Origin of the sequence: Georgenia daeguensis (assembly GCF_039537705.1) — a bacterium.
GTDB lineage: Bacteria > Actinomycetota > Actinomycetes > Actinomycetales > Actinomycetaceae > Georgenia > Georgenia daeguensis.
The window spans coordinates 32,226-48,531 of the sequence record NZ_BAABBA010000023.1 but is presented as its reverse complement, the minus strand read 5'-3'; the positions used below and the strand labels follow the sequence as shown (position 1 = coordinate 48,531).

The 16,306-nt window shown below is 75.0% G+C and carries 12 protein-coding genes and 1 tRNA gene; 8 read left to right on the top strand and 5 right to left on the bottom strand.

The window, feature by feature from the left end; translation table 11 throughout:
- The first annotated feature begins 11 nt into the window (after window positions 1-11).
- The 4 genes from ABD774_RS17840 to ABD774_RS17825 all read left to right on the top strand — a co-directional run bounded on the left by ABD774_RS17840 (window position 12) and on the right by ABD774_RS17825 (window position 3,193).
- A complete protein-coding gene (locus tag ABD774_RS17840) occupies window positions 12-1,868 on the top strand; it encodes a glycoside hydrolase family 13 protein (protein ID WP_345044179.1) in 1,857 nt (618 codons plus the stop codon).
- A gap of 120 nt (window positions 1,869-1,988) precedes the next feature.
- A complete protein-coding gene (locus tag ABD774_RS17835) occupies window positions 1,989-2,507 on the top strand; it encodes a flavodoxin family protein (RefSeq protein ID WP_345044176.1) in 519 nt (172 codons plus the stop codon).
- A gap of 55 nt (window positions 2,508-2,562) precedes the next feature.
- Window positions 2,563-2,635 (top strand) — tRNA-Arg (locus tag ABD774_RS17830).
- 111 nt (window positions 2,636-2,746) lie between these two features.
- Complete coding sequence (locus ABD774_RS17825; RefSeq protein ID WP_345044174.1) at window positions 2,747-3,193, top strand: SRPBCC family protein; 447 nt, start codon at window positions 2,747-2,749, stop codon at window positions 3,191-3,193.
- Between the two features lie 152 nt (window positions 3,194-3,345).
- On the opposite strand, the gene ABD774_RS17820 is transcribed toward ABD774_RS17825, so the two are convergent.
- Window positions 3,346-4,416 carry an ICP22 family protein gene (locus ABD774_RS17820; protein WP_345044172.1) on the bottom strand — a complete coding sequence of 357 codons (1,071 nt, stop codon included), beginning with the start codon at window positions 4,414-4,416 and terminating at the stop codon, window positions 3,346-3,348.
- A gap of 138 nt (window positions 4,417-4,554) precedes the next feature.
- Between ABD774_RS17820 and ABD774_RS17815 the strand changes: the two genes are divergently transcribed.
- The 3 genes from ABD774_RS17815 to ABD774_RS17805 all read left to right on the top strand — a co-directional run bounded on the left by ABD774_RS17815 (window position 4,555) and on the right by ABD774_RS17805 (window position 10,970).
- Window positions 4,555-5,589 carry a Gfo/Idh/MocA family protein gene (locus ABD774_RS17815; RefSeq protein WP_345044171.1) on the top strand — a complete coding sequence of 345 codons (1,035 nt, stop codon included), beginning with the start codon at window positions 4,555-4,557 and terminating at the stop codon, window positions 5,587-5,589.
- A gap of 453 nt (window positions 5,590-6,042) precedes the next feature.
- Window positions 6,043-10,686: a hypothetical protein gene (locus ABD774_RS17810; protein ID WP_345044169.1), complete on the top strand. Its 4,644-nt coding sequence runs from the start codon at window positions 6,043-6,045 to the stop codon at window positions 10,684-10,686.
- Window positions 10,687-10,790: 104 nt separating this feature from the next.
- On the top strand, window positions 10,791-10,970 hold the full coding sequence (locus ABD774_RS17805; protein WP_345044167.1) for a hypothetical protein: 180 nt from the start codon (window positions 10,791-10,793) through the stop codon (window positions 10,968-10,970).
- A 49-nt stretch (window positions 10,971-11,019) separates the two neighbouring features.
- Here ABD774_RS17805 and mscL read toward each other — a convergent pair whose 3' ends face one another.
- The 3 genes from mscL to ABD774_RS17790 all read right to left on the bottom strand — a co-directional run bounded on the left by mscL (window position 11,020) and on the right by ABD774_RS17790 (window position 12,738).
- Window positions 11,020-11,460: a large conductance mechanosensitive channel protein MscL gene (mscL, locus tag ABD774_RS17800; RefSeq protein ID WP_345044165.1), complete on the bottom strand. Its 441-nt coding sequence runs from the start codon at window positions 11,458-11,460 to the stop codon at window positions 11,020-11,022.
- Window positions 11,461-11,503: 43 nt separating this feature from the next.
- Window positions 11,504-12,175, bottom strand: coding sequence for an SAF domain-containing protein (locus tag ABD774_RS17795; protein ID WP_345044163.1), 672 nt, complete (start codon window positions 12,173-12,175; stop codon window positions 11,504-11,506).
- A 260-nt stretch (window positions 12,176-12,435) separates the two neighbouring features.
- On the bottom strand, window positions 12,436-12,738 hold the full coding sequence (locus ABD774_RS17790; RefSeq protein ID WP_345044162.1) for an FmdB family zinc ribbon protein: 303 nt from the start codon (window positions 12,736-12,738) through the stop codon (window positions 12,436-12,438).
- Window positions 12,739-12,888: 150 nt separating this feature from the next.
- Here ABD774_RS17790 and ABD774_RS17785 point away from each other — a divergent pair, with 150 nt between their 5' ends.
- Entirely contained in the window at window positions 12,889-15,591 is a 2,703-nt protein-coding gene (locus ABD774_RS17785; protein WP_345044160.1) for a penicillin acylase family protein, read from the top strand.
- A 15-nt stretch (window positions 15,592-15,606) separates the two neighbouring features.
- Here the strand turns inward: ABD774_RS17785 and ABD774_RS17780 are convergent, their stop codons facing one another.
- Window positions 15,607-16,302 carry a 5-formyltetrahydrofolate cyclo-ligase gene (locus ABD774_RS17780; protein WP_345044159.1) on the bottom strand — a complete coding sequence of 232 codons (696 nt, stop codon included), beginning with the start codon at window positions 16,300-16,302 and terminating at the stop codon, window positions 15,607-15,609.
- Window positions 16,303-16,306: the final 4 nt, after the last annotated feature.

The window sequence follows — 16,306 nt, the reverse complement described above, 5'->3', positions numbered from 1 at the left end:
GGGTGGAGGGCATGACGGAGCAGAACCCGGAGACAGCCGTGCGGACCGAGCAGACGGGCGCGGCCACGCACGCGCCGGGCGCGGAGTGGTGGCGCACCGCCGTCGTCTACCAGGTCTACCCGCGTTCGTTCGCGGACACCGACGGCGACGGCGTGGGGGACCTGCGGGGGGTGATCGGCCGGCTCGACTACCTCCAGCACCTGGGGGTGGACGTGGTGTGGCTCTCGCCGATCTACCGCTCGCCGCAGGACGACAACGGCTACGACATCTCCGACTACCAGGACATCGACCCCACCTTCGGGACGCTGACGGACCTCGACGAGCTCATCGCCGGCCTGCACGCGCGCGGGATGCGGCTGGTGATGGACCTGGTGGTGAACCACTCCTCGGACGAGCACCCGTGGTTCGTGGAGTCGCGGTCGGGGAAGGACTCGCCCAAGCGGGACTGGTACTGGTGGCGCCCGCCGCGCCCGGGCACGGTGGGCGGTGAGCCGGGTGCGGAGCCGACGAACTGGCACTCGTTCTTCTCGGGCTCGACCTGGGAGTGGGACGAGGCGAGCGGGGAGTACTACCTGCACCTGTTCTCCCGCAAGCAGCCGGACCTGAACTGGGAGAACCCTCAGGTGCGCCGGGCGGTCTACGACATGATGCGCTGGTGGGTCGCCCGGGGCGTGGACGGGTTCCGTATGGACGTCATCAACCTCATCTCCAAGGTGGTCGGGCCCGACGGTGAGCTCTCCGACGGCGTGGTCGACCCTGCTCTCCCGGCCGGTGCCTCCCGGTTCGCGGACGGCTCGCCGCTCTACACCAACGGCCCGCGCCTGGAGGAGTTCCTGCGCGAGATGCACGAGGAGGTCCTCGGCGCGGGCGCGCGGGACGGCGAGGTGCTCATGACCGTGGGCGAGATGCCCGGCGTGACGCTGGAGCTGGCCCGCTCGGTGACCGACCCCGCCAGCCGCGAGCTCGACATGGTCTTCACCTTCGAGCACGTCGGCATCGACCATGGCCCGGTGGGGAAGTGGCAGCTGAACCCGCTGCACCTGCCGGCGCTGAAGGCGAACCTCGCCACCTGGCAGGAGGGGCTGGCCGACGCCGGCTGGAACTCGTTGTACTGGAACAACCACGACCAGCCGCGGGTGGTCTCGCGGTGGGGGGACGACTCCGCCGAGCACCGGGTGAGCTCGGCCAAGACCCTGGGCACCGTGCTGCACCTGCTGCGCGGGACGCCGTACGTCTACCAGGGCGAGGAGCTCGGGATGACGAACGTGGGGTGGGCGGAGATCGACAGCTACCGCGACATCGAGACGCTGAACTTCTACCGCGAGTCCGTCTCCGGCGGCGCGTCCGACGGGGAGGTGATGGCCGGCATCGGGCCGGTCTCGCGGGACAACGCACGCACGCCGATGCAGTGGGACGACTCCCCGCACGCCGGGTTCACCACCGGCACGCCGTGGCTGTCGGTCAACCCCTCCTACGTGCAGATCAACGCCGCGGCCGCCGTCGCGGACCCGGACTCCGTCCTGCACCACTACCGCCGCCTGATCGAGCTGCGGCACACCCTCGAGGTGGTGGTGGACGGCCGGTTCGCCCTGCTGCTGCCCGAGCACGAGCAGGTCTTCGCCTACACCCGGACCCTCCCGCGAGAGGGGCCCGTCACCGGTGCGGGCGGCTCCGTCGACGGCGCCCTGCAGCCCCGGATGCTGCTCGTGGTCGCCAACTGCTCCAGCGCGCCGGCCGAGGTGACGCTGACCGGCATGGCCGCACCGCTGGCCGGCGATCTGCTCCTGACCACCCACCCCGACGGCGCACCCGCGGAGGGAGAGCTCGTCGCGCTGTCCCCGTGGGAGTCCCGGGTCTACGCGCTCTGAGCGCACCGGCGGTGGGGACGAACGTCTCTCACCACGGCCGCGACCGCGTGCGAGCGTGGGAGCAGCGGGACGGACCGCCGTCGGAGCGCGGACGCCCGCCGACGAGGAGTCGTGGTCGCCATGGGCGCACTGGTCGTTTACGAGTCGATGTACGGCAACACCCGGGCCGTCGCCGAGGCGGTCGCCGAGGGGCTGCGGACCGTGATGCCGACCGAGGTGGTGGAGGTGGGCCAGGCCCCCGAGCTGGAGTCGCTCGAGACGGACCTGCTCGTCGTCGGCGCGCCGACGCACGCGTTCGGGCTGAGCCGGCCGGAGACGCGGCGCGACGCCTACGAGCGTGCCGGTCACCCCGTCATCTCCGAGGCCACGGGCGTGCGCGAGTGGCTGGGCGCGGCGTACAGCGTGCGTGAGCACCTGCCCGTCGCCTCCTTCGACACGCACGTCAAGGCTCCCTTCCCCGGCTCTGCGCACGCTAGCGTGGCGAAGCGGATCGCCCGGCTCGGTGGCGAGCCCGTCGGCCGCGGCCAGAGCTTCCGGGTGCACGGGTACGAGGGGCCGCTTCTCGACGGCGAGATCGAGCGGGCTCGCACCTGGGGCGCCGAGCTCGGACGGCTCGTCGCGGGTGACCGGGTGGCGTAGAGCAGGCCATTTGGGCGTCGAGGTGGCGGGGCCGGTAACCTGTTCCCCGGTCCCCGCCCTCGTAGCTCAGGGGATAGAGCACCGCTCTCCTAAAGCGGGTGTCGGCAGTTCGAATCTGCCCGAGGGCACCGTGCGTCACCGAGGCGCTTCGCCACGTTGGCGTGAGCGCCGACGACGAGCGGGGCGGGCGGTGCGCCCCAGGTCGTGCCTCGTGAGCGACCCGGTGCTCCAATGGTCAGGTGCGGTTCGACCTCGAGACCACGGCATCGCCGGAGCAGGTGCGTCGCGCGCTGACGGACTTCACGGACCGCCGGCTGCAGATCTGGAGCCGCACGCTCGACCCGAGGACCTATGAGCTGCGGGACTCCGGGGAGACCTGGGCCGAGGCGCGTGAGAGCAGCTCCGGGTCACCGTTCTGGGTGGTCGTCCGCTACGACTGGTCCGATCCCGACGTCGTCAGGTGGACGGTGACCCAGAGCAGCTACGGCGGCGGCGGCGAGGGCTTCGTGCGGACCTCGCCCCTGGGCGACGGCGGTAGCCGGGTCCACGCGGAATGGAGCTACAGCGGCGCACGGTGGACCCAGAGACCGCTGCTGTTCCTGCTCCAGCAACGCCCGATGGTCGTGCTGATCTCGCGGATGTGGACCTCCGCGTTCAACCGTTACGCCCTCGAGGACGGACGCTGAAACCGGTGCGCTCCGGTCGCCGGCTGTCGGCTGTCGGCTGTCCGTGGTACTTCCCAGTCCCGGGCGTGGTCAGCTTCCTGGAACACCTCACTGCGTACCTCCGTGGCTACGCGCACTTCAGGTAGCGCAGCCGGGAAGCAGCAGAGAAAGCGTCACTCCGTGGGGGCCGCCGGCGTCGCGATCTCCGGCTGCAGCGGGGACGGCACGCCGTCCGCCGGCGCCTGCTCGGCGGGCGTGGGCGACTCGGTCGGGGCGGGCGACGGGTCCTCGGACGCGGGTGCGTCGTCGGCGGGAGGCGTGACCTCCTCGGCGTCGGAACCCGGCTCGGGCTCCGTCGTCGGTGCCTCCTCGGCGATCTCGCCGTCGGTCCCGGTGGGCTGCTCCACGCCGGGCGGCGGGGTGGCCGGGTCGGTGACCTGGTCCTCCGTCTCAGTGCGGGTGCCGTCCTCGGGGACCGTCCCGGGCCCGGAGTCTGTCGTCTCCGGCTCGACGGCGGCCGGCGCGTTGCCGAAGAGCGAGGTGCCGGCGCCCTCCTCGCCACGGACGACGTTGGCCAGCGGCTTGCCCGCGGCGAGCTCGACGAGCGTCACGGCCGCGAGCACGGCGGCGAAGAACGCGACGACGGTGATGACGATCTTGCGGTAGCCGTACCGGTCGACCACGGCGCGCCAGGCCGCCCGGAGCCGGTCCGCCCGGCCGCCGGCGGCGGCAGCCGCCGCAGTGCTCCCACCGGCGACGGCGGGCACGGAGCCGTCGACCACCGTGGCCGCCTCGAGGGCGACCGTCGAGCCGTCGGTGGGGCCGTCGGAGAGCGCGATGGTGGCGGTGGTGCCGGCGTGCGTGCGCGCCCGCACCTTGCGCACCGGCGGTGCGGCCGCCACGCGGGCGGCGGTCCGGCGCAGCGAGCTGGTGTACAGGTAGTTCGCCAGCACGGTCACGACGCTCGAGAGTGCCGCGCCGATGATGGTCCCTGCCACGCCGAGGGTGGAGAGGAGGCCGGTCGCAGTGACCGCGGCGAGGGCGCTCGCGGTGACCTGGACGCCGGACGGCCTGTCGGACGGGGCGTCCTTCTCCGGCTCGGGCTCCTGCTCGGGGGAGAGGCGGGACGTCTCGGGCGCCGCGACGGCCGGGCGGGGTGCGGCCGCGTCCGGTGCGTGCGGGTCTGCGGGGGCGGGATCGTGCTCGGGTCGTGAGGTGGCGTGAGGCCGACTGTCGAGGCTCATATGCCTTCCAAGGTTACTGACGGTCGGCTCTGAAGTGTCAGGTCGCGGGACATTGGCGGTGTTCGTTTGCTCACGCCGAGGTGCCCGCCCGGCGCGGCTAGGGTGGCGCCACCGGATCTCAACGTGGGGGAGCGACTCGTGGACCAGCGCATCGGGGTGGGGATCATCGGGCTGGGCACGATCGGGGTCGCCCACGCGCGCGTCCTGCACGAGCTGGGGGACCGGGTGCGCCTGGTCGCCCACAGCGGCGGAAGCCCCGCCGCCGCCGCGGAGGCCGGGTGGCCCGACGCCGTCAAGGTCGGCCACGACGACGTCGCCACCCATCCCGGCGTGCAGATCGTCGTCGTCTGCTCGCCCTCCGCGATGCACGCGGCCCAGACGCTCGCGGCGCTCGACGCGGGCCGGCACGCCGTCGTCGAGAAGCCGCTGTCCCTGACCGTGGGGGAGGCCGACCGGATCACCGCGCTCGCCGCGGAGCGCGGGCTGACGGTCGCCATGATCTCCCAGCGCCGCTTCGAGCCGGAGAACCTCTACCTCAAGGCGCGCCTGGACGCGGGCGACCTGGGCGAGCTGCGTCTGGCGCGCACCCACGTGCACTGGTGGCGCGACGACGCCTACTACGCTGCCGCGCCGTGGCGCACCACCGCCGACGGCGGCGGTGGGTCCCTGCTCAACCAGGGCATGCACTACGTCGACATCCTGCGCTGGCTGTGCGGGGAGGTGGTCGCCGTGACCGCCCAGCAGGCCACCCTCGCCCACCCGATCGACACCGAGGACACCACGGTCGCCACGGTCCGTTTCGCCTCCGGGGCGCTCGGCCTGATCAGCACCTCCACCGCCACCTACCCGGGCTCGCCGGCCACCCTGGCGCTGGACCTCTCCCGTGGTGGCATCGAGGTCGCGCAGGGCCGCGTGCTGCGCTGGGACGTCGACGGCGTCCCCGCCCCCGACGTCGGCGCGGCACCCGCCGGTGATGTCACGGGCGCGTCGGACCCGCGCGGGATCGGGATCGGCGGGCACCTGGCGCAGTGGCGGGACGTCCTGGACGCCGTCGCGCAGGGCCGGCCGCCCGCGGTCGACGCCGCCGACGCGGCCCGCACCATCCGCCTGCTCAGCGCCATCGGTGAGGCCGCCGCCACCGGCCGGACCGTGGACCCGGCCGCGCTGAGCTGACCGGGAGGGTGGCAGGGTCCTGCCACGTCCACTTCCGGCCGCGCCACGAGGGCCTCAACGGGCCGTGACACCCGTCGCGCCCGGTTACCTTCGTCTCGTCCCGGGCTTCCGGAGGGACGTCCCGCGAGGGGCGTGGGGGCCCGGGGCCGAAACTTCCCGGCGCGGGACGGCAGGCCCGGCGTGCGCCGGTACCTGGACGTGCTTGCGCGCGGGCACTGCCAGGCGCCATGCTGTGCGCCAGATGGAGCGCGACGCCTGCCCCCCCTGCGCGTCGCGCTCCATCCACAAGGGCCGCCGCAGCGCGCCGTCGCCGCCGCACGGTGCCCCGCTCCCGGCCTCCCGTTCCACGCTGGAGCCGCCTCCGGCCGCGTCGCCGCGGGCCTGCGCCACATGTGCGACGACGCCACGGCGCGGCTCCCCGCTCCTCGGGCCCGCGCTGCCTACCTTGGAGAAATGACCCCTCCTGCGCTCTTCTTCCGCGGCGGGGCTCCGCGCCGTCACGCCGCCGCCCCGACCGCCCAGGACAGCCGGGCCCGCACGTCCGAGACCGTCGTCCCCGACGCGCCCGCGCCGGGCTCCGCGTTCGGCCGGGGCGTCGGGCGCACCGCCCCGGCGTCCGGCCGCCCACGCCCGCGGCCCGTCGCCGCGGAGCGGGCCGCCACGGTGGAGACGGCGGTGGCCGGCTGGCGCCGCAACCTCGTGCAGCTGGGCGGCACCAGCACCCTCGCCGACCTCACGCTGCTGGGCGACGCCGTCATCGACCTCACCGCCGCGCACCCCTCCGGCATCGCTCAGCTCTACGCCGGGCGGACCACACGCCTGAGCAACCTCGTGCGCGAGGGCAGCGCCCAGCTCGCCGCCCGCCGCGCCGCGCGCACCGTGCGCGCCCGGGCGGACGAGATGGCCCACCGCTACGGCATCGCGCCGACCTACCTCGCCATCGGGGTGGCCACGTGGACCGAGCTGCCAGAGCCCGTCGTCGAGGAGACGGACGACGCGGGCACGGTGGTCCTCGAAGCCTCCAGCGACCCGGGGCACGCGCACGCCGACCACGCCGCGACCTCCGCCGGCAGCCCGGCCACGTCCGGGAGCCCTGCCACGTCCGCCGGCCCCGAGGCGTCCGGCAGCCACCAGGGAGCGGGCGACGTACCCGCAGGGACGGAGGATGTCGACGCGCCTGCGGGCGGAGCCTCTGCCGTCTCCCCGGCCGAACCCGCTGTCTCCTCGCCCGACCCGGCTGTCTCCTCGCCCGACCCGGCTGTCTCGCAGGCCGGCCCCGCGCCCGCGACCCACGCCGGGCCGGCGGCCGACGCCGTCGCCACGCCGTCCCCGGTCACGCCCGCCGCGCCGCGCACCCGGGTGCGCACCATCCACGCCCCCGTGCTGCTGCGCGCCGTGCGGCTGAACGCCCACCCGGGCCCCGAGTCGGACTTCGACATCGACCTCGAGGCAGCCATCGAGGTCAACCCGGTGCTCGTGCGCGCCCTGCGCGCCGCCGGGGTGGGCGTCGACGTCGCCGCCGTGGCCCGCGCGGCTTACACCGAGCACGGTTTCTCCCCGCGCGGGGCGCTGCTGCGCCTCGCGGAGCTGGGCCGCGAGCACCTCGCCGGCTTCGAGCTCTCCGAGCGCATCGTGGTGGGCCCGTTCGTGCACCCCGGCCAGGTGCTCGTCGACGACCTGGACGCCATGCGCGAGTTCCTCCCGGGCTCCGACGTCGTCGCCGCCCTCGCCGGCGACGAGGACGCCCGCGCCGCGCTCGACGTGCCGCCACCCCCGCACGTCCCCGCAGACCGTGCTCCGGAGGACGAGCGCGGGGTCGGCGACCTCGACGTCGACCAGGCGCACGCCGTGGACGCCGTCGCGGCCGGCCGGCACGTGTTCCTCGACGCCCCGCCCGGCGCGGACGTCGCGGGGACCGTGGCCGCCGTCGTCGCGGACGCCGCCGCCTCGGGGCGCACCGTCCTGTACGTGCCCGGCTCGCGGCGTACCGGCCGCACGCTGCTCGCCCGCCTGGAGGACCTCGGCCTGGGCGACCTGGCGCTCGACCTGTCCTCCGACGCGCGGTGGCGGTCCACCGCGGCCGAGCGCCTGCGCGAGGGCCTGAACCCGATTCCGCCGGAGGTGGACGACGACGGCGTGCGCACCGTCCGCCGCGAGCTCACCGAGGTGCGCTCCCGCCTGGGCAGCTACGTCACCGGCCTGCACGCCGTCCACGAGCCGTGGGGCGTCTCGGCCTACGACGCGCTGCAGGCTCTCGCGCGGCTGACGTCAGCCCGGCCCGGCCCCCGCACTCGGGTGCGCCTCGACGCGGCGACGCTGCGACGGCTCGGCGACGGCGGGCTCGAGGACGCGCGCGAGCGCCTCGCCCGTGCCGCGGCGCTGGGCGCCTTCACGCTCCGACCGCACGACACCCCCTGGTACGGCGCTCGCCTCACCGACGGGCCCACCGCCTCGGCGGCGCTCGAGCGCACCCAGCGCCTGGGCGAGCTGACGCTGCCCACGCTGCTCGGCCAGGTCGAGCGCGTCGCCGCCCAGACCGGCCTCGAACGTGCCACCACCCTCGACGCCTGGAGCGAGCAGCTGCGCATGCTCGACGGCGTGGCCGAGGCCCTCGACGTCTTCCTCCCGCAGATCTTCGAGCGCTCCGCCGCGGACATGGTCGTCGCCACCGCCACGTCGGCGTGGCGCAAGGAGAACGGCGTCTCCATGAAGGGCTCGGTGCGCCGCCGGCTGCGCAAGCAGGCGAAGGACCTGCTGCGTCCGGGCCGGCCGGTGAGCGACCTTCACGCCGAGCTCGTCCGTGTCCAGGAGCAGCGGGAGATCTGGCGGCGGCACAACCCCGCCGGCGGCTGGCCCCGGCTGCCCGACGGGTTGGCGGAGATCAAGGCCACCGAGGCGCAGGCCCGGGCGGACGTGGAGCAGCTCCAGGACGTCATCGGCGCCGGGGCGGGCAACGACGACCTCTTCGCCGTCCCCCTCCCGGCCCTGACCGAGCGGATGAAGGAGCTCGGCCTCGACGCGCCGGCGCTGCGGCTGCTGCCCGAGCGCACCCGGCTCCTCGGCGAGCTGCGCCAGCAGGGGCTCGGCGGGCTCGTGGACGACCTGGCGCAGCGGCGCGTCCCCACCGCCCTCGTCGGGTCCGAGCTCGACCTGGCCTGGTGGAGCTCGGTGCTCGAGCAGATCCTGCGGACCGACCCCGCCCTCGCCGGCCTGGACGGGCCCGCGCTGAAGGCGCTCGCCGCCCGGTTCCGTGGGCTCGACGAGGCCCAGGTCGCCTCTCTCGTGGGTCCGGTGCGGCGCGCCGTCGCCGCCCGGGTGCGCACCGCCGTCCGCGACCACCGCGAGGAGGCGGCCCGGCTCTACCGCGCCCTGGGCGCCGACCACGGGGCGAACCTGCGCGAGACCCTGGGCGCCTACCCGCACGTGGCGCCCGTGGCGCGCCCGGTGTGGCTGGTCGCGCCGATGCTCGTCCCCCAGGTCCTGCCCGAGGGGCCGAACGTCGACCTGCTCGTCCTCGACGGCGTGCAGCACCTGCCCGTCGAGCAGGCGGTCTCCCTGCTGGCCCGGGCGCGCCAGGTCGTCCTCGTCGGCGACTCCCGCCGTGGTGGCGACGGTCTGGTGGGCGCGCTCGCTCCGCTGCTGCCCGCCGTGACGCTCCCGACGGGCCGCGCGGAGCGCGACGAGGGAATCTCCGCGTTCCTGGCCACGCACGGCTACGACGGCGTCATCCGCTCCGTCCCGGCCCCGCCGTCGGCCTCGCGCATGCGCCTGGACCTCGTGGAGGGCTTCGGGATGCCGGCACCCGGCAGCGACGCGGTGGAGTCGGTGCAGTCCGAGGTCGACCACGTGGTCGACCTCGTGGTGGACCACGCGCTCTCCCGCCCGGAGCAGTCCCTCGCCGTCGTCGCCCTCAACGCCCGCCACGCGGAGCGGGTCCGCGAGGGCGTGAACGCCGCGGTGGCCGGCAGCCCCGCGGTGGCGGACTTCTTCCGGTACGACCGTGACGAGCCGTTCACGGTGGTGGAGGTCGACGCCGCCGGCGGGCTGCGCCGCGACGTCGTGATCCTCTCGGTCGGCTTCGGCAAGACCCCGCACGGACGTGTGCTGCACCGGTTCGGGCCGATCTCCGCGCCGGACGGCCTCGCCTGCCTCGTCGACGCCCTCGACGCCGTGCGGCACCAGCTCGTGCTCGTCAGCTGCATCGGCCCCGGCGACCTGGACCGCTCACGCCTGCGCCAGCCCGGGCCACAGCTCCTGGCCGACCTCATCGAGCAGTCGGCCACCGGCGACCTGCCCGTCGAACAGCCGGACTCCGCGCCCGCCGAGAGCCCCGACCAGCTCCTGGTGGACCTGGCCGAGCGGCTCTGGCGCCTCGGCCTGACCGTCGTGCCGCGCTACGGCGTGGAGGGCGGGGTGCGCATCCCCCTGGCGATCGGCCACCCCGACCTGCCGGGCGAGCTGCTGGTGGCGGTGCTGACGGACGACGCCGAGTACGTGGCCGAGCAGTCGCTGCGACGCCGCGACCGGCACTGGGTGCAGCGGCTGACCGCGCGCGGCTGGCGGGTGCACATGGCGTTCTCCACCGCGGTGTTCATGGACCCGCAGGCCGAGGCGCAGGCCATCCTCGAGGCGGTGCTCGAGGTCGTCGAGGAGAGGCGGGCCGCCGCGCTCGCCGCCCGGCCCGCGGCACCGGGGATGACCGCGCTGCCGCACACCTACGACACCGGCGCGGAGCCGTCCGACGCCCCGGACGGTGCGCCGCATGCGGCCGAGGCTGCCGAGGGCGACGGCGTCGCGGCCGGCGTCGTGACCGAGCCGAGCACGACGGAGCCGGGCGGGACCGCGGAGCCCACCGTCCGGCCTCGCGCGGTTCCGGTGCGCGACCGGGGTCCGCGCCCGCCGGTGGTGCGCAGCCTCCCGCTCGCCGCGTACAGCGACGACCAGCTCGACGATCTCGTCGCCTGGATCGAGTCCGACGGCGCCGAGCGGGAGGACACTGAGCTGGTGGAGGAGCTGCGCGCCGAGCTGGCGCTGACGCGCCGCGGTGCCCAGGTGGACGCCGTCCTCGGGCACGTGGTCCGCCGGCGGGCGCGATGAGCACCGGAGCGAGCGAGGGGCCGGACCCGGGCGAGGGGCCGGACCCGAGCGAGGGGGCAGGCACGGCCGGGCAACCCCGTGCGCGCGGGCGTCACCGTCGCGTCGTGGCGCTGTCGGAGGTGGACCGGCGCCGCCTCGAGGCGGGCGAGATCGCCGACCCGGTCGACGCCCTGCACGCCCCGGACGCCGGGGCGGTGGAGGTCTCCGACGAGCCCGGGCACGGCGAGGGCCCCAACGACGCCCGCCTGCTCCGGGACGTCCCGCCGCACTGGGGGCGCCGCTGAGCACGGCCGGCACGACGAGGGCCCGCCACGTGGCGGGCCTTCGCGATTGTCAGTGGAGCTGGTGGGTGCCGACGACCGAGCCTCCGTTGCTGCCGCGCTGCTGAGCGGCGAGCAGGTCGCGGATCTCGGTGAGCACGCGGACGTCCTCGGCGGGCGCCGCCGGCTCGGTCTCCTCCACCTTGCGGCGGGCGGCGAGCTTGTTCATCGGCAGGACGACGAGGAAGTACAGCGCCGCGGCGACGAGCAGGAAGTTCACCAGTGCCGTGAGGATGGAGAAGGGCAGCACCTGGGCGCGGTCGTCGCCGGAGCCGAGGGTGATGACCCAGAGGTTGTCGAAGTTGGGCTTGCCGAAGATGCCCCCGATGAGCGGGTTGAGCACCTTGGTCACGATCGAGTTGACGACCTCGGTGAACGCGGCGCCGATGACCACGCCGACGGCGAGGTCGACCGCGTTGCCGCGCGAGATGAATTCCTTGAAACCGGCGAACATCCTTCAGATCCTTACGTGACGAGCGCGACGCGGGGCTCCGGCGTCACGGGCTGCGGAGAACGGCGCGCAGAGGCGCCCAGGCGCTCGAGCCAACGAGAACGGTAGCGACTCTGTCACTCGCGGCAACGTAGAGGTACGTGACGCTCCCCGTGCCGGGCTCGAGGAGCCCGCCACCCGACTCCGGGGTCCAGGTGGCCAGGACGACCACGTCCCGGGCGACGACCTCGGCCTTCACCTCCACCCCCGTGTCGCTGCCGGCGGCGACGAGGTCGATACGCTGCCCCGGCTCGGCGAGGCGAGCGGTGGCGGCGTCGGCGACCGGCACCGGGACGACGACGGTGCCCGGCGGCGCCGCGGACGCCAGGCCCGGCCCGGCGAGCATGGCGGGCTGCAGCGCGGTGCCTGCCGCGAGGCCGACGGCGAGCGGCCGCCCCACGGCGTCGTCGGCGTCACGGAGCACGCCGGCCGGCTGGCTGCCGACCGGGAGTGCCTCCACACGTACGTCGTCGGCGGCGAGCACGCTGCCCGCGGGCAGATCTGCGGCGAGCGTGAGCACCCGCTCGGCCGGAGGGTCCGGCGGGCGCAGGGCGGTGACAGCGACCGCGGCGGCGCAGGCGAGGCACAGGGCGGCGAGGAGGTGCCGCCGTCGCCACAGGAGGCGGCGCGCGCGGGCGGCGGGGGAGCGGGACGGCGGGACCGGGGTGCGAGCGCGCATGCCGCGACGCTAGGAGAGGCAGCCTGCCGGTCGGCCACGGCGTCGTGGCGGCTGTGGACGGCGGTGCGGCGAACGTGACTGTGGACGCGCGGGGCGGCGAACGCTTCTGTGCACGCGCGGTGGGGCGAGCACGGGTGTGGACGGTCCCGGGCTCCGGAGGCGGCCCGGACCGTCCTTCCACCCACTGCCGGGAACCCCGGCGAGGGCCGCGCGGGCGAGGGCCCGCGCGGTGCGGCCGGGCAGGGGGCCCGGCCGGTGGATCAGCTGGCCGCGGCAGCCTTCGCCGGAGCGGAGGAGGACGACGTGGACGAGGAGGACTCGCTCGAGGAGGAGCTCGTGGAGGACGAGGTCTCCTTGGGCGCCGCCGGCGAGGACGCCGTGGAGCCGGAGCGGGAGTCGGTGCGGTAGAAGCCCGACCCCTTGAACACCACTCCGACGGAGTTGAAGAGCTTGCGCAGTGCGCCGCCGCACTCGGAGCAGACCGTGAGGGCGTCGTCGCTGAACGACTGCTTGACCTCGAACTCGTTGCCGCACACTGTGCACCGGTAGGCATACGTGGGCACTGCTGACCTCCGTCGGGACGAGGGCGGATTCTGGCACTCCGCCGCACCGAGTGCCAATCGTACTCCCGGCGCGCTCGACGTCGCACGGTGACGCTGCACACCCCGACCGGGATGCCGGGCGAGGTCCCGCCCCCCGGTTAGGCTCGGCTCGTGCAAGGTCGGTCCGCGCTGCAGAAGGCGCTCCTCATCGTCCCCGCGGTGCTCGTGGTGGTGCTCGTCGCCGGTCTGCTCGTCGGAGCGGGCGTCGTCCGCCGCCCGCTGCCCGACCACACGGGCAGCCAGCGGCTCGAGGGCCTGGACGGGACGGTCGAGATCATCCGCGACGAGCTCGGCGTGCCGCAGATCTACGCGGGCACCGACGCGGACCTCATGCGCGCCCAGGGGTACGTCCACGCCCAGGACCGCTTCTTCGAGATGGACTACCGGCGGCACGTCACCGCGGGCCGGCTCTCCGAGCTGGTCGGTGACAACGAGGCTGCGCTCTCGGCCGACCTGGTCATCCGCACCTTCGGCTGGCGCCAGGTCGCCGAGCAGGAGTGGGACCTGCTCACCGACGAGTCGCGTGCCCTCTACGAGGCCTACGCCGACGGCGTCAACGCCTACCTGGACTCGCGGGAGGCCTCCGAGCTGGGACTGGAGTACACGGTGCTCGGTACCACCACGGAGCTGGGCCCGATCGAGCCCTGGGAGCCGGTCGACTCGCTCGCCTGGCTCAAGGCCATGGCCTGGGACCTGCGCGGCAACTACGACGCCGAGCTCGGGCGGGCGGCCAACCTGCGGACGCTGGGCGACGTCGCCCGCACCGAGGAGCTCTACCCCGAGTACCCGTACGACTCGCACACCCCGATCATCGCCGGTGCCAGCACGCCGGGGCCCGCGGCCGCCCAGCCGGAGCAGCCCGCAGCCTCCGCCGGGACCGACACGAACGCCGCGGGCCGCGAGGGGACGACGGCGGAGGGCGACGTCGTCGCCGCCTCCGGCGCGGAGGTGACCGCCGCGCTCGGCGGGTTCGAGGCCGGGCAGGCCCTCGCGGACGCCGCCCGGGCGCTGGACGCGGTGCCGGTGCTCCTCGGCGAGGGGGAGGGCGTGGGGTCCAACTCCTTCGTCGTCTCCGGCGAGCACACCGCCAGCGGCAAGCCCCTCCTGGCCAACGACCCCCACCTCGCCCTCGACGCCCCCGGGCTCTGGTACCAGGTCGGGCTGCACTGCACGGGCGGGGAGGAGGCCTGCTCCCTCGACGTCGCCGGGTTCTCCTTCGCCGGCCTGCCCGGCGTGGTCATCGGGCACAACGACCAGCTCGCCTGGGGGCTGACCAACCTGGGCGCCGACGTCACCGACTTCACCCTCGAGCGCCTCTACGACGACGGCACCTACCTGCGCGACGGTGCCCGCGTCCCGCTCCAGACGCGGCGAGAGACCATCGAGGTCAACGGCGGCGAGCCGGTGATCACGACCGTGACCACCACCGAGCACGGCCCGATCGTCTCCGAGGTCCTCGCCGACACCGGCGTTGCCGGCAGCGTCCCCGTGCCCGAGGGCGCCCCGCCCGCCGGGTTCTCCGGCTACGCCGTCGCCCTGCAGTGGACGGCGCTGACCCCCGGGCGCACCGGCGACGCGATCTTCGCCATCAACCGGGCCCGCGACGCGGAGGACATCGCCGCGGCGGCCGCGCTGCTCGAGGTCCCGGCGCAGAACATCGTCTTCGCCACCGCCGACGGCGACATCGGCTACCAGGCGCCGGGCAAGATCCCCGTGCGCGCCGCGGTGCCGGACGCGCCGGTCCCGTCGGACGGCTCGTGGCCGCGCCCGGGCTGGGACTCGCGCTACGACTGGCAGGGGTTCGTGCCGCCGGAGGACATGCCCTCGGCCCTCAACCCGCCCGAGGGTTTCGTCTCGGCGGCGAACCAGGCGGTGGCGCCGGCCGGGCAGGGCCCCTTCCTCACCACCGACTGGGACGCCGGCTTCCGCAGCCAGCGGATCCGCGCGCTCATCGAGCACGAGATCTCGCAGGGCGAGCCCGTCGACGTCGCGGACATGAACGCGATCATGCTCGACGACGCCAGCCCCTTCGGTCCCGCCGTGCTGCCCGCCCTGCTCAGCGTCGACGTCGACGACCCGTTCGTCGAGGACGCGGTCGACCTGCTGCGCGAGTGGTCGGCGGAGGGCTTCCCGGCCCACACGTCGAGCGCGGGGGCGGCGTACTTCAACGCCGTGTGGGGCAACGTTCTCCAGCTCACCTTCGCGGACGACCTGCCGGCCTCCCAGGCTCCCGACGGCGGAGCCCGGTGGCTGCTGGTGGTCCAGCGCCTGCTCGAGGACCCGCAGGACCCGTGGTGGGACGACCGCACCACGGTCAACATCGTGGAGGGACGCGACGAGATCCTGCGGCAGGCGCTGGTGCTCGCGCGCCAGCAGCTGACCAACACCATGGGCAAGGATCCGGGCGGCTGGCAGTGGGGCAAGCTGCACCGGTTCGCCCCGCAGCACCCCGTGCTCGGGGGCGAGGGCGTGCCGACGCTGGTCCGGCGCGTCTTCAACCCGGGAGCGGTGGAGGTCGCCGGCGGCACCTCGATCGTCGACGCCACCTCGTTCGACACGGCCGCCGTCGACGAGCTCGGCCGCCCCGACTTCACCGTCACGGCGGGGCCGTCGATGCGCATGGTCGTGGACCTGGCGGACCTGGACGCCTCGACCTGGGTGACGACGACCGGGTCGTCCGGCCATCCCGGCTCGGACCACTACACCGACCAGATCGACGCGTGGGCGGCCGGGGAGACCTTCCCGTGGCCGTTCAGCCGCGAGGCGGTGGAGGAGGCGGCGTCGGCGACGCTGACGCTCGCGCCGCCGGAGTGACGCCCGGGGCGCGCCTCAGCGCTCGGTACGGGGCTCCGCCGCGCTCAGGTCGCCGGCCTGCGCCGCCAGTGCGTCTCGCTGGAACCGTGACCCCTCGAGGAGGAACCAGCGCTCGGGGGTGATGACGGCCGGGATGGCGACGTCGTGGTCGTCCACGGGGAGCAGCATGTCCGCGATGAGCTCCTCGTCGTAGACCATGGCGAACACCTGCGCGCCCGGCCGGATCAGGCGCAGGACGCGGTCGTACCAGCCGCCGCCCTGCCCCAGCCGCGTGCCGCGGGCGTCGACGGCCAGGGCCGGGGCGATGACGACGTCGGCCTCGGCGATCGCCTCGGCCGGCAGTACCGGGCCCGAGGGTTCGGGGGGCCGGCCCGGCGCCCGCACCGCGAGGTCGTCGGCGCCGCGGTACTCGGCCCAGTCACGGTTCAGGCCGGGCCCCAGCACGGGCAGGAGCACGCGGGTGCCGCGCTCGCGCAGCGCCTCGAGGAGGGGCCCGGAGTCCGGCTCGGTCGAGCGCGAGACGTAGGCCGCGACGCACCGTGCGTCGCCGACCGCCTCGAGACCGTTGGCGGCGAGGGCGCTCGCCGCCCGCGCGCGCTCGCTCTCGGAGCGCTGGGAGCGGGTCTCCCGGACGATCGGCCGGAGCACCTGCTTCGCGTCCTCTGCCTCGTAGCCGTCCGTCCGTGGAAGCGCGAGCTGCGTGCGGTGCATGGCC

Excerpts from the sequence above, each read along its gene's own strand:
- ABD774_RS17840 (WP_345044179.1), top strand. The coding sequence starts at position 12 with ATGACGGAGCAGAACCCGGAGACAGCCGTGCGGACCGAGCAGACGGGC.
- ABD774_RS17835 (WP_345044176.1), top strand. The coding sequence starts at position 1,989 with ATGGGCGCACTGGTCGTTTACGAGTCGATGTACGGCAACACCCGGGCC.
- ABD774_RS17820 (WP_345044172.1), bottom strand. The coding sequence starts at position 4,416 with ATGAGCCTCGACAGTCGGCCTCACGCCACCTCACGACCCGAGCACGAT.
- ABD774_RS17810 (WP_345044169.1), top strand. The coding sequence starts at position 6,043 with ATGACCCCTCCTGCGCTCTTCTTCCGCGGCGGGGCTCCGCGCCGTCAC.
- mscL (WP_345044165.1), bottom strand. The coding sequence starts at position 11,460 with ATGTTCGCCGGTTTCAAGGAATTCATCTCGCGCGGCAACGCGGTCGAC.
- ABD774_RS17795 (WP_345044163.1), bottom strand. The coding sequence starts at position 12,175 with ATGCGCGCTCGCACCCCGGTCCCGCCGTCCCGCTCCCCCGCCGCCCGC.
- ABD774_RS17780 (WP_345044159.1), bottom strand. The coding sequence starts at position 16,302 with ATGCACCGCACGCAGCTCGCGCTTCCACGGACGGACGGCTACGAGGCA.